The following is a 26,015-nucleotide window of genomic DNA, read 5'->3' as shown; positions in this document are numbered from 1 at the left end:
GAGCCGCGCCTCGGGCAAGGTGTTCACGGAGAAGCAATGCTCTGGATTGATGAGTGGACAGCGTGGTCGGCTCGCCTCACTGCGGTGTTTGATGCAGCGCAGCTATTGCTCAGTTTGCAGCCTGATGGAGCTGCAGAGCGGCGTTGGGCAGAGTCGCATGTCATAACGCCAGAATTGCTAAAGCTGTACAGTCTTCTTCTTGATTTTCACGAGCGCTTCGCTTCCCAGCTTCCTGCCGGCGCTGCAGATGCGCTCAAGAGACTGTTCAAGGAAGATGGCGTTAGATTCGAAATACAAGCCCATTCTCATGGGATGACACTCACCTTGCTGCTTGCCACGGTGAGGGCCCAGGTGGATTACTATCTTACCGATAAACAAGCGAGGGCGCGGCGTGCTGTCGAAAGAGCATTCGTCCATTTGCAGCGGAGCATCGTGGCGGATGGTGACTTTCGAAAGAAGTGGTACGAAGCCTTTACTGTCGAGAGCAGACGAAGTGAGGATGCATGCGAAAAGCTCGGCGCAGTGCACCTGTTGCTGCACGGTATCTGGGCATTTAAAGCAGAGGCTGCGGGAGGGAAGACCGACCTCATCCTCGGTGAGCAGGTGCGTGAGGATGATGCGGTGCGCTCTGCTGATGCCATGGTACTTACGGAATGGAAAGTAGTTCGTCGGGGAGACGATTCGGCAAAAAAGGCGATGGAGGCATTCGTTCAAGCTGAGCGATACACTCACGGGACGCTCGCTGGCTTTGAACTTTCATCGCACCGGTACTTAGTGCTGGTGAGTGAGGACTGTCTTCCGGTGATGCCTGTAGTGCCGTCAGTTCAGGGGCTTAACTACGAGGTGCGGAATATCGCAGTTGCACCATCGAGCCCTTCAGTTTTGGCCCGGGCAGTTGTAAATGCGCAGCCAAAGTGAGACTGCGCACTGCCTAGGCGCCTGTCGCGGTAATCACAGGGGGCTTGCCCGGTAGGAGGCCCCCGTGGTGAATGCCGGGCATGAGCAAGAAGTTCCGCCCCTGGAATGTGCAGCAGGACTACCTGCTGCCGCCGTCGCTGCTGGACTGGCTGTCGGAACACCACCTCGCGCGCTTCGTGCTGGAGGTGGTGGAGGAGTTGGACTTGGGGCCTATCTACGAGTCGTACGAGGGGGAGCTGCGAGGCTACCCGCCGTACGAGCCGAAGATGATGGTGGCGCTGCTGCTGTACGCGTACTGCACCGGGGTGACGTCGTCTCGGAAGATTGAGAGGAAGATGCAGGAGGACGTGGCCTTTCGCGTGCTGGCGGCGAACCAGTCCCCGGACCACTCCAGGATTTCGGAGTTTCGGCGTCGACACGGGGCGCCCTTCGAGAGTCTCTTCGTGCAGATGAGCCTGCCCCGATTCCGTGGTTCTCCCGCACTTTATGTGAAGGGTAGGCTCAGGCGGCGAGCAGCACGCGGCGACGCAGCAAGTTGAAGCTGGCGCGGCTGTTGGCGGTCTCGTGAACGGAACCTGTCAACGCAAGTGAGACAGTGAGTTCGAGAAATTACTGAGCAGCCTCCAGTGAGGAGGAGCGCCGAGCGGGGTCGTTTATCCAGACGATGGTGGGCGGGGCCTTCGGCGTGGGTGCACCGCGAGGGAAGCGCTCGGGGTGAGCGGCGTAGGCCGCGGCGAGCACCGCGCGCCGGGCCGCGAGACGCTCGGCAGCCAGGCCGTGGTGCACGTCATAGGGCGTCAGCAGGCCGAGGCCACCGTGGTGGTGCTCGTTGTTGTACCAGCCGAAGAAGTCACCGCAGTGGCCGCGAGCGTCCTGGAGGCAGCCGAAGCCTTCGGGAAAGTCGGGCTGGTACTTCATCGTCTTGAAGTGGGCCTCGCTGAAGGGGTTGTCGTTGGAGACGTAGGGCCGCGAGTGCGTCTTCGTCACACCCAGGTCGGCCATCAGCAAGGCCACCGGCTTGGACGTCATGGAGGAGCCCCGGTCGGCGTGAATCGTCAACTGGCCGGGCGCCACGCCCTGGCGCTCGCAGGTTGCCGCCAACAGCTTCTTGGCCAGGGTGGCCGACTCGCGGTGGGCCACCATCCACCCGACGACGTAGCGGCTGAAGACGTCCAGGACGACGTAGAGGTAGAAGTACGTCCACTTCGACGGGCCGTGCAGCTTCGTTATGTCCCAGCTCCAGAGTTCATTGGGCTTCGTCGCGTGCAACTGGGGCGCCGGGTGGTTGGGGTGGCGCAGCTGGTCGCGGCGCTCGCGCACCTGCTGATTCTCAGCGAGCACCCGGTACATGGTGCGCTCCGAGCACAGGTAGCGGCCCTCATCGAGGAGCTGCGCGTAGACTTCCGCGGGCGCGGCATCCACGAATCTCGGCTCGTGCAGCACCGAGAGCACCTCGGCCCGTTGCTCCGGCGGGAGAGCCCTGGGTGGGCTGGGCCTGTGCACCGGCCCGTGTCGGGGCTGGGCCTGCCGGTAGAAGGTGGCGCGCGGCAGGCCCAGGGCCTTGCACACCGGCGCCACGCCCAGGGCGTCGACGGCCTCCAGTGCCACGGCCATCAGGGCTCCTCGTTGGGCTTGGGCAGTTCCACGCCCAGGATTTCCGAAACTTTTTTTTGGAGGTCCAGCAGCGCCTCGGCGCGCTTGAGGCGCACCTGGGCCTGGGCCAGCTGCTTCTCCAGCTCGGCCACGCGCCGGGCGCTCGCGTCAGGCTCCTTCGCTGGTGGCCCTCGCTTCTTCGGGCTGCGGGCCGACAACTCTCCCGCATCGCGCTGGCGCCGCCACGCGCTCAGCAGCGACGAGTACAGTCCTTCCCGGCGCAGCAGCGCTCCGACTTCACCGGGCTTCGTGCAGCGCTCTGCCTCCGCCAGCACCCGCAGCTTGTACTCCGCCGTGAAACCTCGGCGCCTGGCCTTCTCCACCACCTCGGTCTCCCTGACCCGAGCCTCTTCCATCACTGCGCTCATCGTCCCTGCCTGGGTCGCCCTGCACACTAAACTGCCGGGTACGAACTGTCTCACTCACGTTGGCAGAGAGGGGTGCCCCAAACCCGCGACGGCACATGCCCTTCGCTGAATCGTGAGTGAATCCGGGCACTTCGAGTCCATGGGGCAGTCCTCGTCAGTCCCACCTGTCACCCGGAGTCCCCTCCCGTCTTGGAGACATTCTGGAGACAGAACCAGGGGCGCAGAGATACTTCAGAGCGGTTTGGGCTTGCCCCGATTTCGTGACTCTCCCGCACTTTGTGTGATTCGCGAGCGAGGGAGCAGGCGGTGCCGGCAGGGTACCGCTGTTGCGAGTACTACTAGGAATGAGAGAGTTGTACTCGATTCCCGGTTGTCGGATAGAGCGCGTGACACGTCGCAGTCCAGCGGGAACTGTCATCGTGGTGCGTCCAGAGAGCAGCGGCGCGCGCTGTCCCTCCTGCAAGGCGTCCAGTGACACCCCGCACAGCACTTACGTCCGGCGTCCGGCCGACCTGCCTGCCGCCGGTCGCTCCGTTCAGCTTCAATTGCACGTGCGCCGCTTCTTCTGTCGAAACACGAAGTGCGCTCGTCGCACCTTCGCGGAGCGCCTGCCTGGCCTGCTCGCCCCGCGTGCCCGGCGCACGCGTCGGCTCGCCACGGCGCAGCGCGCGGTAGGCATGACGGCTGGAGCAGAAGCAGGAGCCAGGCTGCTGCCGCCCCTGGCCATGCCGACGAGTCCCGACACGCTCCTGCGCTTGATGCACCGGGCTCCTCTGCCCGCGCTGCCCACGCCGCGGGTGCTCGGAGTGGATGACTGGGCCCTGCGCAAAGGCCGCACCTACGGCTCCATCCTCGTCGACCTGGAGGCACACCGCGTCGTCGACTTGTTACCTGACCGCTCGGCATCGACTGTCGCCGCATGGCTGCGTCATCATCCAGGTGTCGAACTCATCACCAGGGACCGCTCAACGGAATACGCACGCGCGGCGACCCTCGGTGCCCCTGGCGCCCAGCAGGTGGCGGACCGCTGGCACCTGCTGCTCAACGTGCGGCAAATGGTGGATCGCTGGCTGACGGGGACTCACGCCCGCCTGCGAGCCCTCCCTGAAGTAGTACCGGGTGCGGAGTCCTCCTCCGGGCGCCGTCACGCCAGCTTCCCCCGCACTCGTAGCGAGGAGCATGCTGGTGAGGAGAGCCGGGCCCGCCGAGTCGCCACGTACGAAGAGGTGCGCCGTCTGCACCGGGCTGGAGAGCCTTTGCTGAGAATCAGCCGCACTCTGAGGCTGGCGCGGGCCACGGTGCGCAAGTATGCCCGCGCGGAAGCCTTTCCCGAGCGTGCGGTCCGAGTGCCCGGCCCAAGTATTCTCGACCCCTTTCTGGAGTACCTGGAGCGCAGGCATGCGGCCGGGTGCGAGAACGCGCTCGTCCTCTGGCGGGAGATTCGTGCCAGGGGCTTCGGCGGCACGTCACGGCAAGTCCATCGCTGGCTGCAGACTCGGCGCACGGCTCCGGCGGGCTCGACCCCCCTCACTCGCCGCGGGAACGCTCCGAATCCCAGTACCCCGCGCCCCACCGGGAGCCTTCCCTCGCCGAAGCAACTGGCCTGGCTCTGCGTCCAGCCGCAGTCCGCGCTCCTCCCCACCGAGGCAGCGACACTGGCTCGTCTCGAGCAGGATGCGGAAGCCGCTCGCGTCGTGGCGCTGGCACGTCGCTTCTGCGAGATGGTGCGCGAACGCGGCGTCACGCGCGGTGCCAAGCCGACCTCCTCGTGCGCCACTTTCGAGCAGTGGCTGGCCGAGGCGCGCACGTGTGGGGTGCGTGCGGTGGAGACCTTCGCGCAGGGGCTTGAGCACGAGGGCGATGCCGTCCGGGCCGCACTGACAACCTGCTGGAGCAACGCCCAGGCGGAGGGGCAAATCACGAAGCTCAAGTTCCTCAAACGTCAGATGTACGGCCGCGTGTTGATGGTCACCAGAAAGCGCGGGAATCTGGTCATGGCCGAGAGAGGGCCTTGACTTCAGGCCAGTGCTCTCCGAGCGCTGGCCGGCGGCCCCCTGTCGCCGCGTGTTCCCCGAGTCACAGGGGCGCCGCCAGGCGCCGAGCGGAGCGAGCTTGCCCTTGACTCGGCGGGGCACGCGGTGGCCGGAAGCCTGGAAAACCGGTCGACCTGATGACCAGGAATCTGCGCTTTCCCCTCTCTGCCAACGTGAGTGAGACAGTTCGTACCCGGCAGTTTAGTGTGCAGGGCGACCCAGGCAGGGACGATGAGCGCAGTGATGGAAGAGGCTCGGGTCAGGGAGACCGAGGTGGTGGAGAAGGCCAGGCGCCGAGGTTTCACGGCGGAGTACAAGCTGCGGGTGCTGGCGGAGGCAGAGCGCTGCACGAAGCCCGGTGAAGTCGGAGCGCTGCTGCGCCGGGAAGGACTGTACTTGTTGCTGAGCGCGTGGCGGCGCCAGCGCGATGCGGGAGAGTTGTCGGCCCGCAGCCCGAAGAAGCGAGGGCCACCAGCGAAGGAGCCTGACGCGAGCGCCCGGCGCGTGGCCGAGCTGGAGAAGCAGCTGGCCCAGGCCCAGGTGCGCCTCAAGCGCGCCGAGGCGCTGCTGGACCTCCAAAAAAAGTTTCGGAAATCCTGGGCGTGGAACTGCCCAAGCCCAACGAGGAGCCCTGATGGCCGTGGCACTGGAGGCCGTCGACGCCCTGGGCGTGGCGCCGGTGTGCAAGGCCCTGGGCCTGCCGCGCGCCACCTTCTACCGGCAGGCCCAGCCCCGACACGGGCCGGTGCACAGGCCCAGCCCACCCAGGGCTCTCCCGCCGGAGCAACGGGCCGAGGTGCTCTCGGTGCTGCACGAGCCGAGATTCGTGGATGCCGCGCCCGCGGAAGTCTACGCGCAGCTCCTCGATGAGGGCCGCTACCTGTGCTCGGAGCGCACCATGTACCGGGTGCTCGCTGAGAATCAGCAGGTGCGCGAGCGCCGCGACCAGCTGCGCCACCCCAACCACCCGGCGCCCCAGTTGCACGCGACGAAGCCCAATGAACTCTGGAGCTGGGACATAACGAAGCTGCACGGCCCGTCGAAGTGGACGTACTTCTACCTCTACGTCGTCCTGGACGTCTTCAGCCGCTACGTCGTCGGGTGGATGGTGGCCCACCGCGAGTCGGCCACCCTGGCCAAGAAGCTGTTGGCGGCAACCTGCGAGCGCCAGGGCGTGGCGCCCGGCCAGTTGACGATTCACGCCGACCGGGGCTCCTCCATGACGTCCAAGCCGGTGGCCTTGCTGATGGCCGACCTGGGTGTGACGAAGACGCACTCGCGGCCCTACGTCTCCAACGACAACCCCTTCAGCGAGGCCCACTTCAAGACGATGAAGTACCAGCCCGACTTTCCCGAAGTCTTCGGCTGCCTCCAGGACGCTCGCGGCCACTGCGGTGACTTCTTCGGCTGGTACAACAACGAGCACCACCACGGTGGCCTCGGCCTGCTGACGCCCTATGACGTGCACCACGGCCTGGCTGCCGAGCGTCTCGCGGCCCGGCGCGCGGTGCTCGCCGCGGCCTACGCCGCTCACCCCGAGCGCTTCCCTCGCGGTGCACCCACGCCGAAGGCCCCGCCCACCATCGTCTGGATAAACGACCCCGCTCGGCGCTCCTCCTCACTGGAGGCTGCTCAGTAATTTCTCGAACTCACTGTCTCACTTGCGTTGACAGGTTCCGCACCCCGTGTCCACGGGTTCAAATCCCGTAGGGGACACTGAAACCGGGGCCGGATGCCGCTGGAATCCCAGCGGTTTCCGGCCCTGGTGCTTTCTGGCTTCTTCGCGTCTCCAGAATGTCTCCACACCGCAGACCTATCTGGTTGCCGCGCTGGCCGCTGCGCCGGGACCCGCTTGGCAGGCCGCACGGGTCGTTCCAGGTGCTGCGCAGCGCGTGCGACGGGGTTGGCACTGTCAATCACCGCTTAACAGCCCATGAAGCGGGCGACGGCTGGTTCAGCAACGCGTACGAGCGCATATTCCCGTTGAGGTGGCCAAGTATGCCAGCACCCTCCTGCGGCCTCCGCACCTCACGCAGGCGAACACGTCGAAGTCGAACGGCCTCCTCAGCAACTCGGCCCAGTCCACTCGCGGCGTTCTCTGCTGCATCCGCTCCGTTCTGGCCGCTGCCTCCTTCCCCGCTCTCGCTTCCTCCTCACCTGCTTGGGGGAGTGGCCACTATGGTCATTCCCGGCCCGGTCTATCGCTTAGACTTGAGCTGCCACTGACTGCGTTCCATGGCCATCCTCTTGTAGCCAGACCTCTCGAAGAGCGCGGCGACCGCCTCTCCCCCCTCGATCAGTAGTTCTGCGGACGGATTCTCTTCCGGCGTGTACAGGACAGACCCATCTATGACGTCGTGACGAGTCAGAGGCGTAATGGCGTGGAACATCGATACCGCCTCGGCCAGCAGCGCCTCGTCCGCACAGTTGATTTCGACGAACACATCACGGTCGTCATCATAGACGTAGAGGCTGGCGTCATAGATGAAGGAACTGAGCGACCGGCTGGACGGGTCCAAAAATTTTACCGCGAACAGCGTTTCGGTGTAGCGGCCGGGATAGCCGCCGTGGGCGCCGAACCCGAATTTTTCAGCCGCGAGATCCATCACCGGTTCGATCGACAAAAGGCTCATGTAGCCGGTCTCCACCGGCATATCGCTCAGGCCCAGGCTCTCCGTCACGAGCGCCAGTGCGACGCCTGACCGATCAAGCACAACACCTCCGCTGAACCCGCCGCGCGGCATGGCCGAAGCGATAAAGTGCAGCACCGGAGAATGTCGCACGCGCACCAATGCATTGATCTGTCCCAGAGTGACGACCTGGCTAGGCACGGTGGTGAATGGGATGGGTGGATAGCCGACGACGAGAATGTCCGAGAGGACTAGGTCATTCTCTCCGAGCGAGTAATCCGTATGCTGGCTGACGGTGATGGCCGGCAACGGCGTAGTACCGAGGTCGACCCGAAAGACTGCGACATCGAGACCGTCCGGACCGAAATGGGGTCCATCGACAATCTCCAGCCGTCGCGGAGGAATTGCCTTGCCGCCTGCCTCTTCGTTGAGGTGCGCCGACTTAGTGGTGGCGATCTCTTTGATAGTCACCCCATCGATCACGTGTCGGGCCGTGACGAAGATTCCATCGCCGATATGGAACGCCGAGCCTATCCCCTCGTCCCCCTTTGCATCGATGATGGCGACGAATGCCACGGCTCCTGCCGCCCGAACATAGATTTCATGGAAGGCGCCTTTTTCAGCCATCAGAAGGCATCTCTCAATTCGACGTCTGCCGGGCCCCATTTGCCGACAGCGATTGCTGTACATTCTGCAATGAGCAGATCGAGAACTGACTCAATCTTGCGGATGTCATACACACCTGCGGCCAACGTCTCGGCCGTCTGTTTCAAGAATTCCTTGCTATAGAACTCCTTGTATTCCAGTGCCCCCTGATAGGTGCCGAGGCTCTTCTTGTAGTTGGTCCAGAGCACCTTGGCCGGCGGGTGACCGCCGACCTCCAGATCGAGATAGCACTCGATTGCCGCGGCGCGCCGGTTAATGTCCGAGTTGTGGAGCCCGTCGGGACCCTGAGCCGGAAACGCTCTGAAGTCCTCCAATTCGGGCAACATGATCCCGCGCATGTTCTCAGGGAGAGTGAGCGTGGACAGACGCTGATGGGCATCAAGCCCCTCGGCGTCATTGTCGAATACGAAGACGACTTGATTCTGGACGTCTATCTTGGCGAGCCCTTCCGCAAACTTCACCAGATTGCCTGTGCCCGAAAACGGATGGCTTTCGCTCACGTCGATAAAGCGGAAGAAGTCCGCTATCCCTGGCCGCAACAGCGCGAGCGCATGCTTTAAGATGTGGACGTCTGAGCTGCCTTCAGTCGCGATCAGGAAGGTCTCAGTTCGCCGGGCGTGGGGCACGAACTCCCGCTCTGCTGCCCATCCCGCCCGCACCAACGGTCCATATTGCCAAACAACAGGAGCTCCCTCGTTCGCCCTCGCCTCCGCCAAAAGCCGCAGTACCGAATATGGGTGGAGGATATCTACTAAGCGACCGAAGAAGCTACGCTCCGAATAGGCCTGAATATCATAGGATCGATAGCCTGGAATCCGCTCTAACTGCATCCCATTGAAGCGCCCTCGGACTTTCTCTTCGCTTGTATCGTCCGTGCCCAAGATAAAGGTGTCGTCGAGACTGTCGAGCGGATGCGCGGTGGCAAACGCGCAGAACTCCTCAAAGCTCATCAGGCCGGGAATAGGCTCGTCATCATCATCCTGAAGAGACTGCCTCTCCTCTAGCCAGCCTTGCGCGACGGCGTCATATTCAAGGCGGACGCGCTCCAGATTGAAGCCTAGGAGTTCGAGGCGCGGAACGACGTGCTTAAGCGGCCGCGTGAACGCCGTCTCGGAAGGTGTGGGGTCCTCGCCCTCCTCTTCATACCAATCGTAGTCGAGCTGGTTGCTCTTGATCGCCGTTCGATCTTGTTCCTGGAAAATCGATCCATGATCAATTCCGCGGCGATTCTTGCTGTACGTGACTGACACTCCAGCGACATCGAGCGTAATTTCCGTTCCCACGCTACCCCCCTTACCACTGTCCGGCGTCATTTGGCGCCGTCAGTCGTACTTTCACCTCCGCGTATAGGCGGGATAGAGGCCATGTTGAGGGTGAGGGCTGGAGCGCAGGTGCCGAGGAGGACCGCTGACAGGGGCCGCCCGAGCAGTGCGCCCGGTCGGTGGACAGGCCGCGCAGCCCCTTGAGGTACACGACTGCCCAGGCTGCGCTCCCATGGGGTGCGCGGCTGGGGGCTGGCTCTCTTGGCCCGGGCGGCTTGAGCCTCAACACCACGCGGCCTGGGGGGCCCTCGCGCCGGGGCCAGCCTCGCACCTGCCGTGGGCAGGCCCAGGTGCTCCAGAATCGCTCTCACCCCTCCCGCTTCCTTCACGTACGCCAGCACTCGCCGCCTGCCTCCACACCTCACGCAGGCCAACACCTCCACCGCGAAGGTCCTTCGTAGCAGCCCTGCCCAGTCCACTCGCGCTGTCCGCTCCTTCCTCTTTTCCTGCCTCGCAGCTGCCTGGGGCGCCACGCTCGCCTCCTCCTCTCCTGCTTGGGGGAATTCTCGGCAGCGGCCCCCATGAACTGATGGGGTTTGCCGAGGTGGAGCCGGGGCAGAGCGCCCCCGGGCAAACACGGTGCCCCCCGGCCTGAGTGACACGCCCGAGAAGCGCCGCCTATTGCGCCGCCTCGCTCGCCTGGACAGTCCGAGGATCAAGGCACTGGCGCGGTGGGTCGCCTTACTTCTGCCGGGGCGCTGAACGCCAAGGGCTGCGGGGCCGCCATCCTGGCGGGCTTCTACCGAGCCAGCATGCGAGCCTGGACACGCGCTGGCTCTACAGATTCCAGGTTCAGCGTCCACTGCCGGTAGGGCACGTGCGGCAGCACCTGCTCCACCAGGTGCACTGTCGTCACATGCGCCCGCTTCGCGTTGCAGGAGGGGCACACCCCTCGCCCCTTGCACGAGAATGCGACGAGCAGTTCGTCCTTGCAACTCTCGCAGCGCACCCGCGCGAAGCCGTGTGCCAGCACTCCGCATTCCAGGTACTTGGCGAAGTCCCGCTCCACGTACCGGGGCAGGCCGCGTCCCAGCTCACCTGCCTCCGCCAGCAGCGTGGCGAGGTTGTCCCTCACCGCCTCGTACAGCACCGTCCCCTCCGGCTGCCTCCGCCGGTACTCCCACCCGCGCTCCTCCACCTGCCCCTCCCCTGCCACACCTCGCCAGGGCTCACGCTACGGAGGGGCTCTCACGGGCTTCCGTGGAGCCCCTGGCTGCTCGGGTGGTTCGAGGCGCGACCAGGACAGCGCGTCAGGAGGGGCGAACCCTGGACCGATTCCCCGGCCTTGGTTCGCGACCAGGTGGCGGCAGCTTCCAAGTCCCTCACGCCTCGCCCATAAAGGGGCTCAGTGAGCCCCTGGTTCTGTCTCCAGAATGTCTCCAAGACGGGAGGGGACTCCGGGTGACAGGTGGGACTGACGAGGACTGCCCCATGGACTCGAAGTGCCCGGATTCACTCACGATTCAGCGAAGGGCATGTGCCGTCGCGGGTTTAGGGCACCCCGTGTCCACGGGTTCAAATCCTGTCTCCCCGACCACGTCATGAAGCGGGCTGGAGGTTTAAAGGTCTCCGGCCCGTTTCATTTTGGGCTTTCGGCTTCGCTCCCTCCAGCATCCGGATGGCCGCCGGGCTCAGGTGCATGAAGCGCCAGATTTTGGAGAAGTTCTGGTGCCCGGCCAGCGCCTTGATCGCCTTCGCCGGTGAGCCCTCACGAGGAGCGAGCACTTTGGCTCCGCACGGACCTCGCGAGCGCCAGCACGTCCTCCACCTCCCAGTGGTCATCCGCGTGGCGTCCCTGATGGAGCGCGAGCACCCGCCCCGTGGCATCCAGGAGGAAGTCCGCGGGCAGCCCCTGGGCCCCGCCCTCCCCCGCGAAGGGGTTCGAGGGGACGGAGGCCAGCCCCTTCACCGCGGCCAGCATGGCCCGCGGATGGAGCGCCGCGACACGGGACTGCTCCACCCCGAAGTGCTGGTACCACCGACGCTCCGGGTCCGGCACGACGGGGAAGGGCAGGTCCCCCTGATAGGGCCGCATCGACGCCTCGGTGGAGTGGAAGAACGCCACGGTGCGGACACCCTCCGCCTCCAGCCGGCCCCGGGCGGCGGCGAACCTGCGCACGTGCAGGTTGCAGATGGGGCAGCCCGCGAACCGCCGGAACTGCAAATGCGTGAACGCGTCGGCGGTCCGAAGCGGGAGCTCCAGGGGACCATGGGTGAGCGTGGTGACGCGGAAGGGGGCGAGGACCTCGCCGACCCGACGACGGGAGCGCTTGGAATCCATTCGCGGAACCCTAGCGGCGCGGAGCCCCATCGTACTGCTTCATCTCCGACATGGGCATCATGGCATGGTTCGATGATGCTCTTCGACCGCCTCGACGCCTCGCACCTCCATGCGCTGCAGGTCCTGCTGGAGGAGAAGCACGTCACCCGCGCCGCCCGACGCCTCGGCATCAGCCAGTCCTCCCTGAGCCATCGGCTGCGGCGCCTGCGCGAGGCGCTGGGTGACCCCCTCCTGGTGCGCTCGGGCCCGCGACTCGTGCCCACGCCTCGCGCGGAGGCCATCGCGCCCCGGCTCACCGAGGCCCTCCGGGCGCTCGAAGCCGCCGTGAGCCTCCCGGCGGCGTTCGACCCGGCGGCGTACACCGGGGCGCTGACCCTGGTGATGCCGGACCTGTTCGCTCCCGTGCTCTCAAACCTCCTCGGCGCCCTTCAGCGGACCGCCCCACGGATGAGCCTGCGCGCGCGGCCCCTGTCCCCGGAGCTGCCGCGACAGCTCGTCGAGGGCCCGCTGTGCCTCGCGCTCGCGCCCTCCCACTTCGCGGACGCCACCACCCACGCACGGCTGCTCGCGGAGCCGCGGTTCGCGGTCGTCGGACGCCGAGGCCATCCGGCGCTGCGACAGCGCCTGACGCTCTCGCGCTGGCTGGCTTACGGGCACGTCGTCGTCCATGTCGGCGGCGAGCGGGTCAACCCCCTGGCGGACCTGCTCGCGCGCCAGGGATTGCGGCGGCACGTCGCCCTGGAGGCGCCGTCGTTCCTCTCCGGACTCCAGGCGCTGGCCCACTCGGACCTGCTGATGAACGTCCCCATGCCCCTCTTCGGTGACGCCATCCGGATGCTGGACCTGGAGGCATGCGCGCCCCCCATCGCACTGCCCCGCGTCCGCTTCGCCCTGCAGTGGCACGAGCGCTTCCAGCACGACGCCGCGCACCGGTGGGTCCGAGACCAGGTCTTCTCCGCGGTCCACCCGCTGCTCCACAAGCCCGGCTCCTCTCCGGGCGCGCGCCCCGCCTGAGCGCGCGGACTACGACCGGAGCCTCCTCCCTCCTGAACGCCCCTCGGGGCGCATTCGGCACGCGGCGCTACCGCGTCCAGCCGCAGGTTGCCGACCGCTCCGCGACCCCTGACACCGCTGCTGCATGATGCCGCCAAGGAGTCTTCCTTTCGCGAACCCCATCCGAACCTACGAAACATGATTCGGGACTTGCCCCACCGGTGGGGGCTGCTTGTCAGAGTCCGGCGTTATCCCCACACTGTCGGCATGGGCTACGGGGCTCGAAAGCTGGACCATCCTGCCACCCTCGCCGACCTCGACGCGCTTCAGGAGGGGGTCGTGGGGGAGATCATCGATGGGACGCTCTATGCGCATCCGCGTCCGATGGCAGGGCACTCCTATTTGGAGAGCAGGCTCATCGCCGAATTGGACGGGCCCTTTCAACGGGGACGCGGAGGGCGTGATGGCTGGTGGCTGCTGACGGAGCCTGGAATCCAGGTAGAGGGCTCGCCGGAGTTCGTTCCAGACCTGGCCGGGTGGCGTCGCGAGCGCGTCCCCGAGTTCCCCACCAGTCGGTGGACGCTCGCTCCGGACTGGGCCTGCGAGATTCTCTCCCCCAGCACGCGTGCGTACGACCAGCGCATCAAGCGCCCCTTCTACGCGCGCATCGGCATCCGCCATCTCTGGTTCATCGACCTGGATGCGCGCACGCTCATCGTGAGCGAGCTCATGAATGACCGCTGGGTCGAGCTGGGCGTCCATGGTGACGAGGACATCATCCGGGCCGCGCCGTTCGAGGACTTCGAGCTGAAGCTCGGTGCGCTGTGGCCTCCGTCCCAGCGCGGAGAGGACACGTAGGCAGTTCTCTCGGGGCGGCGTGGACCGTGCCTCGACTCCGCGAAAGGGACTGCTCTCGTCGGCCGGATAGGCCACACGTCCTCTCCTGACTCGTGCGAAGGCGGTCAGTGGGTGTGGTGTGAACACCCACTGCTGGTGCAGCTTCTGAGGGCACCCTCACGGGGATTCAATTGCAGTTCCGGACGGGAGCCGTCGCTGACTGAGGAAGAGGACACGCCACAGGTACTCCGCCAGGTCCTCGGGGCCGCAGAGGTCGCCGATGAAGCGCGCGAGGCCATCCAGGCTCCACCCCGTGTACTTCCTCTCAGGAGGAAGTCCTCGAACTCTCCGGGAGCTTCGGGCAGGTCTCCGAGCCAAGCTTGAGGATCCACCGTCCTCCCATGCCCGGAAGGGCAGCGTGAAGCGTTGCTCCGCGCACTCGACCGCGGAGAACTTCAGCGGGGAAGCACAACCACCTTGTCCGTCGTGGGTCGAACGATGACAGCGCCAGGGAAGTCCTCACCGACGATGGCCAGGGTGTCGGCCGCGGATTCCGGCGCGAACTGCGCCTGCGCCAAGACCTGGAGGGCGCCTACCGGGAGGAGATTGGCGAAGAAGGTCGGAAGCTCACCCGGGAAGTGGTCCAGCCGATGGGGTCCACCTCAAGAGGGCGAACGAGCCGCGCCGACTCTCCTCGCCCAGCACGGCGCCGATTTGCTGGAAGTACCTCTCAAGCCGCTGCACCGCAGCGGCGTTCATGAAGGTGTCCATACCTCCTTCATGGGTGGGGCGGGTCGCGGCCGATGCAACCAGGACCTGCCCGCTCAGCCCTCCGTCGCACGCTCCTCCTTCGACTTACCCGTGACGCAGTAGTGTTAATCGGACGCGGATGGCGGCCGCCCAGATGGGGACGGAGACGAATGCGGAGTACATGATGTCGATCACCGATACGGACCCAGCCGTGTACCGGTTGTTCAAGGAGCGTCTGCTGGGCGCCACTCCCGTGAAAGCCATGGACTTCGACGAACTGAAGCGGAAGGCCTTCAAGGCGAGGGTGGGGTTCGACAGGATTCCCACCGTCGAAGACGCGGACGTCGGGGTCGTCGCGGACTGGGGAGGTATCCAGGAACTCCTACCCTCAAGCGAGACCGGATGGGAGCCCGGAGCGGATTCCATCATGCCGCTCAATCCCGGGATGGTGCTGCGGAAGTGGTCCTTCAGGAGAGGCTCCGGTGCACTGACTGTGAAGGTCTTCGTCTTCAGCACGGGGCCCGTCGGGGCGAGGGGCCAACTGGTGGCGGAGGCCACCACGATGAGCTCCCTGCCTGTCAGCCCCTACGTTCGGGGCCCAGCGTATCTGGGACAATTCTCCATCAAGACGCCTGAGGAGCCGATGACCCGCCTGGTCTGGGTCTTCCACAACGTGTGCGTGACGATTGGTGAGGACGACACGGGACTCTCGGTGGAGTCACTGGCGCGCTCCATCCAGGGGTTCATGGAGCGGCACGTGACGCAGCGGGTCTCACTGCACTTGCCCGTGCTCGACAAGGTGACGGTCTCCAGTTGTCCCGTTCAGGTGGGGCAGGAGGTCCAGGTCGAAGCCCATCTGAAAGCCGAGGGCGCTCAAGCGTGGTGGCGGATCGACTTCACGGCTCCTGCCGACGCGCTCGAATTCGTGCGTCAGGGCCCGACCTCCAGCGGCTTCCGCGCACGCCGTGCCGGGATGGTTTCGGTCGACGTGGACGTGACGGATGGGAGCACCTTGCTACGCTCGAGGATTCAGGCACAGGTCGCTATCCAGCCGGCCCGATGAACACGACATCGGAATGACGAGGTGAGGACTTCACCTCTCATTGGAGGCTGCTCAGTAGTCTCGCGAACTCACTGTCTCACTTGCGTTGACAGGTTCCGGGCTTCCAGGTGACTGTGGGAGCTTGGGCTCAAAACTAGGCGCTCTGGAGGTCAGGTCAATAGGTGTGTAAACGAGTTCAGGCGGCGTCCCTGACTACGGTCTTCCTGACGGGCTTTCCGTCGACGAACTTCCGCCCCTCGAACACGTCCGCGAGCAACTCAGGGGCATCGAGCCGGCGGAACTTCTTCTCGGCCACCAGCAGCACCTTCCAGATGAGGGCAGTGGCGTTCTGCACCTTCTTGAAGCGTTTGGCCGCGTCGGTGCGCAGGCGCACGGAGGCGAAGGGGCTCTCCACCACGTTGGTGGTGCGCAGGTGCTTCCAGTGCGCCTGGGGGAAGGCGTAGAAGGCCACCAGTCGCTCCCAGTCGGACTCCAATGCCTCGGCGGCCTTCGGGTGCCAGCGGCCGTAGCGCTTCTTGAAGCCGTCGCGCAGCTTCTCGGCCTCCGCCTGGCTCTTGGCGTAGGGGATGGCGCATAGCTTCTGGCGGGCCTCGGGCTGCAGCTTCTTGGGAAGCTTGTCCAGCACGTTGGCCAGCTTGTGATTCCAGCAGCGCTGCTCGCTGGACTCGGGCCACACCTCGGGCAGTGCGGCCCACAGGCCCAGCGCCCCGTCGGCCACCAGCAGCTTCGGTGCTTCCAGCCCTCGGGCCTTCAAGTCTCGCAGCACCTCCAGCCACGCCTCCTTCGACTCACGGTGGCCCGGGACTACCGCCAGCACCTCCTTGCGTCCGTCCCGCATCGCGCCCACCAGCACCAGCAGCGCCGCCTTGTCCTTCTCCAGCCCGGCCTTCACGTACACCCCGTCCGCCCAGGCGTAGACCAGTTCCCGCTCCTCCAGCCGGCGCTCGCTCCAGGCGTCGTACTCCGCCTGCCACTTGCCCTTCAGCCGCTCAATCGAGGATGCCGACAGGGGCGCCCCGTCTCCCAGCAGACCTCGCAGGGCCAACTCGAAGTCCCCCTTCGACAGTCCATGCAGGTACAGCTCCGGCAGCAGCGCGCCCACCTGCTCGGTGCGCCGCACGAACAGCGGCAGCACCCGGCTCTCGAAGCGCTCCTCCAGGCCCCTCACCCGTGGCCTGCGCACCTCGATGGTGCCGCCCTGCATGGCCAGCTTGCGCGCCTTGCCGTGCCCGTTGCGGTAGACGCGCGCCGCATCCACCGCCGCCCGGCGCTGCGACTTCACCCGGCCCAGCAGCTCCGTGACTTCCTCCTCAAGCACCGCCTGGACAAACTCCTGCACCTTCCGGCGGGCATACGTCTCCAACTCCTGCCAGATGCACGCTGGCGCCTCACCCGACTCGGGCGTACCCTTCTCCATGGGCGATGTGTCCTTCCCACCGGGCTGCAACCCGGTGTCTTGGTTGGTTCAACGGGAAGGGTACGTCGCCTTTCTCATTTCCACACCGACTGGATGTACCTCAGGCTCGATGCACGGTACCGCAACCTGTTTGGATACCGCGCCGGGTACCTGCCGCGAGACAGACGACACCTTCAGGCCTGGCACCAGGAGTTGAAGGCGCAGCTCCGCGCGCGCGCCACGGGCCGGGTGCGGAGCGAGGCGGTCCGAAAGCTCACGGAGTTGATCGACACGAATGCAATCATCCGGATGTATGTCAATTCGATGATCGCCCAGGTCCCTGCCGCCTACAGAGTCGTCGAGAACACGGCCGAGCTCCTGGCGGCGCTCGATGTCATCACGGTGACCGCACCGCTCTACAACGCGGACCCGCACAAGCGGAACGCGTTCCCCATGTCCTCGCTGTTCGCGTACATGATGATGACTCCGGCCGGTGAAGCGGTGTTCCGGAATGACGAGTTCAACCGGGCGCTCAAGGACATCCTCCAGGAGTGGTGCCAGTACCTGGACAGCGCAGAGAGCGCGCACGTCTTGAACGAGGGTGAGGACGGCTGGCTTTCACAGTTCGCATACCAGGACATGAAGCTGTACGAGTTCATCTTCGACCGCTCCGCGCCCTGCTGGGGCTGGAAGTCGTACAACGACTTCTTCCACCGCGAAATCCGGAAGGAGGCCCGGCCGATCGCCGCGCCGTCCGACCCGAAGGTCATCGTCTCCGCGAATGATGGCAGCATCGTTTCCATCGCGAGAGGCGTTCAGCGGACGGACACGTTCTGGCTCAAGGGGGAGCCCTATTCGCTCTTCGACATGCTGGACAGAAGCGAGTTCGCCGATCGGTTCGTGGGGGGCTACGTCTTCCAGTCCTTCCTGAGTGGGGCGAACTACCACCGCTGGCATTCACCCATCGATGGCGTTGTGCGGGACGCGCGCGTGGTGAACGGGTTGATGTTCAGTGACGCGGAGGCCATGGGCGCTGACCCGACCGCGGGCACCTATTCGGAAGTCTATGACGCCTGTGTGAACACACGCGGGCTCATCTTCATTGAGAGCCCGAACCCGAAGATTGGCATGGTGTGCGTCATTCCAATCGGCATCACCGAAATCTCCTCGGTGACCATCAACGTCAAGCCGGGGGACAAGCTCGCGAAGGGCGACGAGCTGGGCTACTTCAGCTACGGCGGTTCGAGCATGTGCCTGGTCTTTCAGCCTGGCGCCATTGACCATTTCACCGTCCCGGCGCCGGCAACGCCCCCCGGCGGCGATCCGAGCACAGGCCCTGCAATCCTGGTGAACGCGCAGATCGCCGTCTCGAACTGAGGGCGGAGGCAGGGCTTCGCCAGAACCGAAGACGCGCGTGAGTTGATGACGCACACATCATCATGCGCGCTTCAAATTTCCGCCCGAAGCCAGGCCCACCACCTGCGCCGCACCACCCTCATCCAGACAGGAACGAATGTTCCAGGACACGGATGAATGTCGCGTGTCGTGTGCCACTTCGCATTGCTGATTCCGCGAGACTGAAGTTAATGCCCGCCGCGTTCGCCGAGCGCATCGACGTCAATGCAGGGCCGGGCTCCGGCGACAAGGAGAGCACATGCGAGTCGCGGTAGCAGGGTGGACGAGTCTGTGGTGCATCGCGCTGTTCGCCTGTAGTGGTCCCTCCGGAAGCGCGGACAGCGCGGAGCGGAGCGAGGATACGGCGGTCCTCGCGGAGGCCCGGACCTTGACGTGCGCCAGTCTCCAGGTCGAGAGCGGCTCCATCGGCTCGGGGCAGAGCGTCCAGGGGCTGCACACGCAGACGTTGTCGGGCACGCAGGACCGCTGGGTGGAGTATGTCGAATTCTTCCCCGGCACCTCCGCCACGTGCGCGTACGCGCTCCCCTCGGACGTGGGCCCCGCCGACGTCCTCACCGCCGAGGTGGGCATCAACTATCGTGGGCCCGCCCGGGCGCAGATGCGCTGGCTGTTCGAGGCATGGGACTACGCGGCGGGCGCCTGGGTGCTGGTCGGCGACAACACCTTCGCGCAGTCCTGGCGGTGGACGTCCACGTCGCTCGCGCTGGCGTCGCCGCAGCGCTTCGTCAGCGGAGGCCCGGTGAAGCTCCGCTACCGCACGACGTCCACGGCGGATGCGTCGCTGCTGGACCTGCTCGTGGTGCGCATCCAGGTCGCCGCCTCGGACGCGGGCACGCCCGGCGACGCAGGGACGCCCACGGACGCGGGGACCCCTGGTGACGCCGGCACGCCCGTGTCGTGGGAGGGCGTCAACAGCTTCACCTACCAGCTCACGAACTATCCCCAGGGGAAGCTGGACACCATCGCCGACTCGAAGTTCGACCTGGCCATCGTCGACCTGGCCCGCGACGGCTACGACGACTGGTTCACCGCCGCCGAAATCACCGCGCTCAAGGGCCGGGGCAAGCAGGTGCTCGCGTACTTCGAGATTGGCGCCATCGAGGAGTACCGCCCCGAGTGGTCCCAGGTGCCCGACGACCTGAAGCTCGGCCCCGTGGGCGGCTGGCCTGACGAGCAGTACGTGAAGTATTGGGACGAGCGCTGGTGGCCCATCGTCCAGGGCCGCATCGACCAGGCGCTCGCCGCGGGCTTCAACGGGTGCTACCTGGACATGGTGGTGACGTACGAGGAGATTCCCGCGAACTCCGCGGGCACCAACCGCGCCGACCTCGCGCGGAAGATGGTGGCCCTCATCGAGCGCATCAGCCAGTACGCCAAGGCCAGCAACCCGGCCTTCAAGGTGATGCCCCAGAACTCCCCGGAGCTGGTGGATGACCCTGCCTACCTGCCCGCCATCGACGGGCTGGGCATGGAGGACATGTACTGGTCCGACGACACCCCCTGCGACATGGGCTGGTGCGAGGAGAACCGGACGAACGCCGCCCGGGTCCGCGCGGCCGGCAAGCTGGTGCTCTCCACCGACTACGCTGTCCAGGCCGCGCACATCGCGGATGCCTATACCCGCTCGCGCGCGGCGGGCTTCGTCCCCTACGTCAGCGTGCGCGCGCTGGACCGCATGACGGTGAACGCGGGGTGGGATCCACAGTAGTGGCCCGGGCCGTCCGGCGCCCCTCCACGGATGGGAGGGGCGCCGGTCCCGCCTGCGTGTGCCGCGAGCCGTTGAGCTGCGTCGCCAACATCCTGGCGATGGGCTGATGCCGCACGTGGGGGGACGCGGCCGTTCACGAGGCCGGCCACGCCCTGGCGGTAGACCGCTGCGAGCTGGAGGGCCGCGTCAGGTCCGGCGCGGAGGCACGACACCGGGAGCTGCTGCGCGCGGTGCCTCGGCCACCTGAAGCCGGCGGTCCGCCCGCGGGTGAAGGCGCCGGAGGCCGATTCCCGCTGATGGGCATGACAGCCGCGGACGAGCCGCGGCGGTGGCCCGGAGTGAGCGGGGGCGACTGTCTGGCCCAGCACGCCCAGGGGCCCCAAGGGGCCTGGCGCTCCGCTGCCTGGCATGCGCGCGGGGGCCCACGCCCCATCAGCCAGGGTGATTCACGCCGGAAGTCCGGGCGCCTGTCCGCCTGACTGGAGCGGCGCGTTTCGATTGCGGCCGGCACACCCGGCCCGTACCTTCCGCGTAGATTACATGGGCTCCCATATAAATCATGGCGCGGGCGAGGTGCGAGAGGTCATGGACGGCATCCGCCGTCTGGTGCGCCTCCTGCGCGTTTCGGCCCGAGCATCCGAGCGGTTGGTGGGTATCAGCGGCGCGCAGCTCTTCGTGCTGCAGCGGCTGGCGGAGGCCGGCCCCTGTTCCATCAACACCCTGGCCGAGCAGACCCTCACGCACCAGAGCAGCGTGTCGGCGGTGGTGACGCGCCTCATCGAAAGAGGGCTCGTCACGCGCCGGCCCTCGCCGGAGGACGGCCGCCGGGTGGAGGTGTCGCTGGCGCCGGCGGGCCGGGCGCTGTTGCGCGAGGCGCCACCCATGGCCCAGGCCCAGCTCATCGCCGGGCTGCGGAAGCTGAAGCCGGGCGTACGCGAGGGATTGGCGCGCGGACTGTCCGCGCTGGTGTCGGAGCTGGGGCTGGAAGGCGACTCGCCGCCGCTCTTCTTCGAGGAAGAAATGAAGCCGCGCAAGCGGCGCAAGGAGAAGCTGGATGGAGCGGCCTGAAGTAGAGCGCGTCGAGGAGGGCCAGGGCAGCGGCCCCGAGGCGCGGGAGACGTTGCCGGTGGCCCCGTCGATGGGGCCAGCGCTCGCGGACGTGCGCACGCCTCGCGCGATGGAGTCAGTAGACCGGCGCGTGGTGTTCATCAGCGTCATCGCCGTGGTGCTGGCGCTGGCCGCGGGGCTGGTGGCGCAGTTGCTGGGTTCGCTCATCGAGCTCTTCACCAACATCGCCTTCTTCGGCCGTTTCTCCACGGCGCCGGTGTCCCCGGCGGACAACACGCTGGGGCCGTGGGTCATCGTGGTGCCGGTGGTGGGCGCCATCCTCGTCGGCTTCATGGCTCGCTACGGCTCGCGCGCCATCCGCGGGCACGGCATCCCCGAGGCGATGGAGAACGTGCTCTACAACCAGAGCCGCATCCCGCCGCGCATGACGTTCCTCAAGCCGCTGTCGGCGGCGGTGGCCATCGGCACCGGCGGCCCCTTCGGCGCGGAGGGGCCCATCATCGCCACGGGCGGCGCGCTGGGCTCGCTGGTGGGGCAGTTGCTGCGCGTCACCGCGGACGAGCGCAAGGCCCTGCTGGCCGCGGGCGCGGCGGCGGGCATGGCGGCGACGTTCGGCGCGCCAGTGTCCGCGGTGCTGCTCGCGGTGGAGTTGCTCCTGTTCGAGTATCGGCCCCGCTCGGTCATCCCCGTGGCGCTGGCCACCGCTACCGCGACGGGGGTGCGCATGGCCTTCGTGGGGGGCGCGCCCGCGTTCGCCATGCCGGACCTCCTGCCCCCGAGCGGCGCCGCGCTCGCTTTCTACGTGGCGCTGGGCGCGGTCGTGGGCGTGGCCTCCATGCTGGTCACCCGCGCGGTGTATGCCATCGAGGACGCGTTCGAAAAGCTGCCGCTCCACTGGATGTGGTGGCCAGCGCTGGGCGCGGTGGTGGTGGGCGTGGTGGGCTACTTCTCCCCTCGCACGCTGGGCGTCGGCTACACCAACATTGAGGACATCCTCTCCGGCCACTTCGTGGGCACGGCGATGCTGTTCTTCTGCGCGATGAAGTTCATCTCCTGGTCGGTGGCGCTGGGCAGCGGCACCTCGGGTGGCACGCTGGCGCCGCTCTTCACGCTGGGCGGCGGCCTGGGCTCCGGATTGGGGCTGCTGGCCACGTACCTGGCGCCGGGGCTGGGCGTGGACGTGCGCGTGGCGGCCCTGGTGGGCATGGCCGCCATCTTCGCGGGGGCGTCTCGTGCGCTGTTGGCCTCGGTGGTGTTCGCCTTCGAGACGACGCGCCAGCCCATGGGCCTGCTGCCGCTGCTGGGGGGCTGCGCGGCGGCGTATCTCGTGTCCGCGCTGATGATGCGCCACTCCATCATGACGGAGAAGCTGGCCCGGCGCGGGGGGCGCGTCCTCACGGAGTACGGCGTGGACGCGCTGGGACAGGCCCTGGTGCGCGACGTGGGGCTCAGGCCCGTGGTGTCCCTGGAGGCGGACCGGCCGCTGGAAGAGGTGCGCGCGTGGCTCGCCTCCGGCGCGCCCGGCACCACGCACCAGGGCTTCCCGGTGGTGGCCGGCGGGGGGCTCGTGGGCGTCGTTACCCGCCGCGACCTGCTGGACGGTCGTGACGCCACGGGCCTGCGCGTGCGCGAGCTGGTGAAGCGTCCTCCGGCGGTGGCGTACGCGGACAGCTCGCTGCGCGAGGCGGCGGACCTGATGGTGGAGGAGGGCGTGGGCCGGCTGCCGGTGGTGCGTCGCGACGCGCCCACGCACGTGGTGGGCATCCTCACCCGCAGTGATTTGCTTGGCGCCAACCGGCGGAGGCTGGAGGACTCACGGCGAATGGAGCGCGGCGTGGGCGGCCCCCGGCGGACGGGGCCGCAGCCGGCATGAGGCAGACGGACGCGGAGGCCACGGCCGAGCGCATGTGGGTGCTGGGCGGGCTCGATGCGCGGTGGCTGTCCTCCCGTCTCGTGGCTCCCATGCGCTTCCTGGTGTGGCTGCGCCCGTAGTCCACCGCGCGAGCCGCGGGCGGGTCTGCAAGCACTGGCGCGACACGACGGCCTGCCTCCACGTCCCTCCCTTCAGCAATCGGAGGCATCGGGAGAGCCAACGACACAGGAATCGGGATTTGACCGGGCTCCGGCCCGCGCTGGCGCAAGCCCCCACGCTCCGTGACTTGAGCATTATTACTGTTGGGTAATAATGCCATCATGGACGCGGATGAAGGGCTCGTCGCCCTTGGATTCACGGAGGCCGAGGCGCGGGTGTACTGCGAGCTGCTGAAGGGGGCGCCCGCGACCGGGTACCGGCTCGCGCAGGCGCTGGGAAAGGCCCCGCCGAGCATCTACCAGGCCCTTGCCTCGCTGGAGCACAAGGGGGCCGTGCTCGTCGAGGAAGGCGAGCCCCGCTCCTTCCGGCCCGTGCCGCCGGAAGAAGTGCTCGCAGCGCTCCAGCGTGGCTTCGAGACGCGCCGGCGCGAGGCCGCGGACGCGCTGCGCAAGCTCCACGCCCCGGTGCAGGACGACCGCATCTACCACCTCAAGAGCAACGCGCAGGTGCTGGAGCGTGCCCGGGCGATGATTGCCGGCGCCACCGAGCGGGTGCTCTTCGACCTCTTCCCATCGCCCTTCGCCACCCTCACCCCCGCGCTCACGGAGGCGAGCGCCAGGCATGTCTCCATCGCGGGGCTCGTCTATGACGCGCCCCCAAAGGCGCCCTTCGTCTGTGTGCGCTCGTCCAGCGCGGACTTCGTCCGGGAGCGCTGGCCGGGGGCGCAGCTCACGCTCGTGGTGGATGCCCGCGAGTTCCTGGTGGCGCTGCTCACGCCGGATGGCACCGGCGTCAAACAGGCCATCTGGAGCGACAGCGTCTATCTCTCCTGTCTGCAGCACAGCGGGCTGGCCGCGGAGATTCAGTTGAGCGCGCCGCCATCCGCGCGCACGCGTCTGGCTCAGTCCACCTCCCTCATCAACTCGAGCCCGCCGGGGCTGCGTCAGCTCGTCGGGCGGCAGCCCCCTTCCTCCAAACGCGGAGACACCCCATGAGAGTCCTCATCGCGGTTCTGATGACCTTGCCCCTCCTGCTGGGCACCTCGGCGGCTCGGGCGGACGCGCTGCAGCCGCTCCTCGCTCGCCACCTCGCGTGGCGGGGCGGGGCCGCCTTCACGGGCCTGGAGAGCATCCACGCGAAAGGGAAATCCGTGGCGGCTGGGCTCCAGGGGCCGATGGAGTCCTGGAGTCACCGGGACGGGCGGGCACGCCGGGATACGGACTACGGCGTGGTCCGGGAATCAATGGGCATCACGCCCAAGGGCGGCTGGAAGCTGAACGCCAGCGGACAGGTCGAGGACGCCTCGCCCACCGACGCGCGCGATGTCCGGCACCAGGTGGCGCTTGATTTCGGGGCAGCGCTACAAGGGCGTGCGGGAGCGACGCTCGCGCTGCGACCCGACGAGCAACGCGACGGCCGTTCCTGGAAGGTGGTCCGCGTCACGTTCGGCGATGAGGACCTCTACGACCTGTTCCTCAACGACGCTGACGGTGCCCTCCACGGCTTGCGCATCCGCGAGGACAACGTCACCCGCTTCGTGCGGCTGGGAGACTGGCGTGAGGTCCAGGGGGTGCGAATGCCCTTCCTGGAGGAGGTGCTCACCGACAACCCGGACTCCGACGTGCGAACGGTGGTGGAGACGCTGGAGGTGAACGTGCCCATTCCCTCCACCGTCTTTGAACGTCCCCAGGACGTCCGCAAGGCGGTTTTCGAGAAGGGCCACCACAGCACCGGCTTCATCCCCTTCGAGTTCTTCGCGGAGAACCGCGTCTACATCCCCGCGCGGGTGAATGGCCAGCAGACGCAGGTGCTGCTGGACAGCGGCGCGGAGATGACGGTGGTCGACCTGGCCTACGCGCGTGAGCTGGGGTTGAAGACGCAGGGGCAGCTCGCGGCCGTCGGCAGTGGCGGGCAGGCGCAGGCCCAGTTCGCTGCCGGCGTGGACATTGTCCTGGGCAACCTGCGACTGGCAGGGCTGACGGTCGCCGTCATCGACCTGGCCGAGGTCGCGCGGCTGATTGGCCACCCGCTGCCGGTCATCCTGGGCAAGGAGGCCTTCAACCAGCTCGTCGTGGACGTGGACTTCCCGAACCGGCGCGTCGCCTTCCATGAGGCGTCCCGCTTCAAGGCGCCACCGCGCACGGTGCGGCTGCCCCTGGTCGAGTCCGCGGGTGGGCAGCGCGCCGTCGAAATCTCCATTGAAGGCCGTCCCCCCATTCCCGTGCTGTTCGACGTGGGCAACGGCGGAGCGCTCTCGCTCTTTCCCGCCTATTGGGAGCAGGCGGGGCTGCTCACCGGGCGGCGCAGCTCCAAGACGCTGTCCGGCGCCGTGGGCGGGCTCCGGGAGCGCGACGTGGCGACGCTGAAGAACATCCAACTGGCGGGCATCACCCTGAAGGACGTGCCCACGGTGTTCGATGACGCGGGCAAGAGCGTCTCCTCCTCGGACAGGCTCCTCGGCAACCTGGGACTCGCCGTCCTCGGGCGCTTCCGGATGATGACGGACTATGCGACGGACACGTTGATGCTGGTCCCCAATGACCGCGCGCTGCGGCAGCCCTTCCGCAAGGACCGCTCCGGCCTGATTGCCCTCCCCGCGGAGGGACGGCTCGTGGTGAAGCTGGTGGCCCCTGGGAGCCCCGCCGCCAGCTCGGACTGGAAGGTGGGGGATGAAATCATCGCCGTCGATGGAGAGCCCATTGGCCCTGGCTATGGGGGCACCGAGCTTTCGCGCTGGCGATACCGCGCGGCCGGACAAACGGTGGTGCTCACGTTGAAGGATGGCAGCAAGCGCCGGCTGACCTTGCGCGACTACTACTGAGCCACCGGCCATCCCACACAGCCCGTTCGACAACAGCGTGGCGGAACGGGCTGTATGGGG

Annotated in this window: 19 protein-coding genes and 2 pseudogenes; 14 read left to right on the top strand and 7 right to left on the bottom strand. The window is 66.9% G+C overall.

Annotated elements, in window-relative coordinates; genetic code table 11:
* The first annotated feature begins 36 nt into the window (after nt 1–36).
* Together MYMAC_RS30390 and MYMAC_RS30385 are read left to right on the top strand one after the other, a co-directional pair.
* Nucleotides 37–918 (top strand): hypothetical protein, encoded by an 882-nt coding sequence (locus MYMAC_RS30390; RefSeq protein ID WP_095960602.1) that lies wholly within the window; start codon nt 37–39, stop codon nt 916–918.
* Nucleotides 919–998: 80 nt separating this feature from the next.
* Nucleotides 999–1,370, top strand: a pseudogene (locus tag MYMAC_RS30385) (transposase); the annotation flags it as partial.
* Nucleotides 1,371–1,527: 157 nt separating this feature from the next.
* On the opposite strand, the gene MYMAC_RS30380 reads toward MYMAC_RS30385, so the two are convergent.
* Nucleotides 1,528–2,939 (bottom strand): IS3 family transposase gene (locus MYMAC_RS30380; protein WP_095960600.1). Its coding sequence is split into 2 segments (ribosomal slippage): nt 1,528–2,582 and nt 2,582–2,939, totalling 1,413 coding nucleotides; the frame shifts between segments, so codons are not numbered across the junction.
* A 344-nt stretch (nt 2,940–3,283) separates the two neighbouring features.
* On the opposite strand from MYMAC_RS30380, the gene MYMAC_RS30375 reads away from it, so the two are divergent.
* Both MYMAC_RS30375 and MYMAC_RS30370 read left to right on the top strand, forming a co-directional pair.
* Entirely contained in the window at nt 3,284–4,954 is a 1,671-nt protein-coding gene (locus MYMAC_RS30375; RefSeq protein WP_095960599.1) for an ISL3 family transposase, read from the top strand.
* A 155-nt stretch (nt 4,955–5,109) separates the two neighbouring features.
* Nucleotides 5,110–6,611, top strand: a pseudogene (locus tag MYMAC_RS30370) (IS3 family transposase).
* A 559-nt stretch (nt 6,612–7,170) separates the two neighbouring features.
* Here the strand turns inward: MYMAC_RS30370 and MYMAC_RS30360 are convergent.
* The 4 genes from MYMAC_RS30360 to MYMAC_RS30330 all read right to left on the bottom strand — a co-directional run bounded on the left by MYMAC_RS30360 (nt 7,171) and on the right by MYMAC_RS30330 (nt 11,871).
* A complete protein-coding gene (locus tag MYMAC_RS30360; RefSeq protein ID WP_095960596.1) occupies nt 7,171–8,229 on the bottom strand; it encodes a S1 family peptidase in 1,059 nt (352 codons plus the stop codon).
* On the bottom strand, nt 8,229–9,551 hold the full coding sequence (locus tag MYMAC_RS30355; RefSeq protein WP_095961741.1) for a HEPN/Toprim-associated domain-containing protein: 1,323 nt from the start codon (nt 9,549–9,551) through the stop codon (nt 8,229–8,231). Before MYMAC_RS30355 ends, MYMAC_RS30360 begins: the two co-directional genes overlap by 1 nt.
* A 778-nt stretch (nt 9,552–10,329) precedes the next feature.
* Nucleotides 10,330–10,728, bottom strand: coding sequence for a transposase zinc-binding domain-containing protein (locus MYMAC_RS30335; RefSeq protein WP_157757578.1), 399 nt, complete (start codon nt 10,726–10,728; stop codon nt 10,330–10,332).
* A gap of 570 nt (nt 10,729–11,298) precedes the next feature.
* Nucleotides 11,299–11,871, bottom strand: a complete 573-nt coding sequence (locus MYMAC_RS30330; RefSeq protein ID WP_095961739.1) for a peroxiredoxin-like family protein — start codon at nt 11,869–11,871, stop codon at nt 11,299–11,301.
* Between the two features lie 72 nt (nt 11,872–11,943).
* On the opposite strand from MYMAC_RS30330, the gene MYMAC_RS30325 reads away from it, so the two are divergent.
* Both MYMAC_RS30325 and MYMAC_RS30320 read left to right on the top strand, forming a co-directional pair.
* The gene (locus tag MYMAC_RS30325; RefSeq protein WP_170114789.1) at nt 11,944–12,885 is read left to right on the top strand and encodes a LysR family transcriptional regulator; all 942 of its coding nucleotides are present in this window, start codon (nt 11,944–11,946) and stop codon (nt 12,883–12,885) included.
* Between the two features lie 246 nt (nt 12,886–13,131).
* Nucleotides 13,132–13,722 (top strand): Uma2 family endonuclease, encoded by a 591-nt coding sequence (locus MYMAC_RS30320; RefSeq protein ID WP_095961738.1) that lies wholly within the window; start codon nt 13,132–13,134, stop codon nt 13,720–13,722.
* Nucleotides 13,723–14,156: 434 nt separating this feature from the next.
* On the opposite strand, the gene MYMAC_RS38745 is transcribed toward MYMAC_RS30320, so the two are convergent.
* Nucleotides 14,157–14,348, bottom strand: a complete 192-nt coding sequence (locus MYMAC_RS38745) for a HipA N-terminal domain-containing protein (RefSeq protein WP_414115074.1) — start codon at nt 14,346–14,348, stop codon at nt 14,157–14,159.
* 242 nt (nt 14,349–14,590) lie between these two features.
* Here MYMAC_RS38745 and MYMAC_RS30310 point away from each other — a divergent pair, with 242 nt between their 5' ends.
* On the top strand, nt 14,591–15,514 hold the full coding sequence (locus MYMAC_RS30310; protein ID WP_013938066.1) for a hypothetical protein: 924 nt from the start codon (nt 14,591–14,593) through the stop codon (nt 15,512–15,514).
* A gap of 175 nt (nt 15,515–15,689) precedes the next feature.
* On the opposite strand, the gene MYMAC_RS30305 is transcribed toward MYMAC_RS30310, so the two are convergent.
* On the bottom strand, nt 15,690–16,931 hold the full coding sequence (locus MYMAC_RS30305) for an IS256 family transposase (RefSeq protein ID WP_095958729.1): 1,242 nt from the start codon (nt 16,929–16,931) through the stop codon (nt 15,690–15,692).
* Between the two features lie 93 nt (nt 16,932–17,024).
* Between MYMAC_RS30305 and MYMAC_RS30300 the strand changes: the two genes are divergently transcribed.
* The 7 genes from MYMAC_RS30300 (at nt 17,025) to MYMAC_RS30275 (ending at nt 25,955) form a co-directional block, all read left to right on the top strand.
* Complete coding sequence (locus MYMAC_RS30300; protein ID WP_095960593.1) at nt 17,025–18,287, top strand: phosphatidylserine decarboxylase family protein; 1,263 nt, start codon at nt 17,025–17,027, stop codon at nt 18,285–18,287.
* 277 nt (nt 18,288–18,564) lie between these two features.
* A complete protein-coding gene (locus MYMAC_RS30295) occupies nt 18,565–20,034 on the top strand; it encodes an endo alpha-1,4 polygalactosaminidase (RefSeq protein ID WP_095960592.1) in 1,470 nt (489 codons plus the stop codon).
* A gap of 585 nt (nt 20,035–20,619) precedes the next feature.
* Nucleotides 20,620–21,102, top strand: coding sequence for a MarR family winged helix-turn-helix transcriptional regulator (locus MYMAC_RS30290; protein WP_095960591.1), 483 nt, complete (start codon nt 20,620–20,622; stop codon nt 21,100–21,102).
* Nucleotides 21,089–22,975: a chloride channel protein gene (locus MYMAC_RS30285; protein WP_095960590.1), complete on the top strand. Its 1,887-nt coding sequence runs from the start codon at nt 21,089–21,091 to the stop codon at nt 22,973–22,975. Before MYMAC_RS30290 ends, MYMAC_RS30285 begins: the two co-directional genes overlap by 14 nt.
* Nucleotides 22,972–23,094 carry a hypothetical protein gene (locus MYMAC_RS38455; RefSeq protein WP_013938079.1) on the top strand — a complete coding sequence of 41 codons (123 nt, stop codon included), beginning with the start codon at nt 22,972–22,974 and terminating at the stop codon, nt 23,092–23,094. Before MYMAC_RS30285 ends, MYMAC_RS38455 begins: the two co-directional genes overlap by 4 nt.
* Nucleotides 23,095–23,295: 201 nt before the next feature.
* Nucleotides 23,296–24,129: a TrmB family transcriptional regulator gene (locus MYMAC_RS30280; protein ID WP_095960589.1), complete on the top strand. Its 834-nt coding sequence runs from the start codon at nt 23,296–23,298 to the stop codon at nt 24,127–24,129.
* Nucleotides 24,126–25,955, top strand: a complete 1,830-nt coding sequence (locus MYMAC_RS30275; protein ID WP_095960588.1) for an aspartyl protease family protein — start codon at nt 24,126–24,128, stop codon at nt 25,953–25,955. Before MYMAC_RS30280 ends, MYMAC_RS30275 begins: the two co-directional genes overlap by 4 nt.
* Nucleotides 25,956–26,015 lie beyond the last annotated feature (60 nt).

The sequence above is a fragment of the Corallococcus macrosporus DSM 14697 genome (assembly GCF_002305895.1).
Taxonomy (GTDB): domain Bacteria; phylum Myxococcota; class Myxococcia; order Myxococcales; family Myxococcaceae; genus Myxococcus; species Myxococcus macrosporus.
The sequence above is the reverse complement of the archived record's forward strand: the minus strand, read 5'-3'. Positions and strand labels throughout refer to the sequence as shown.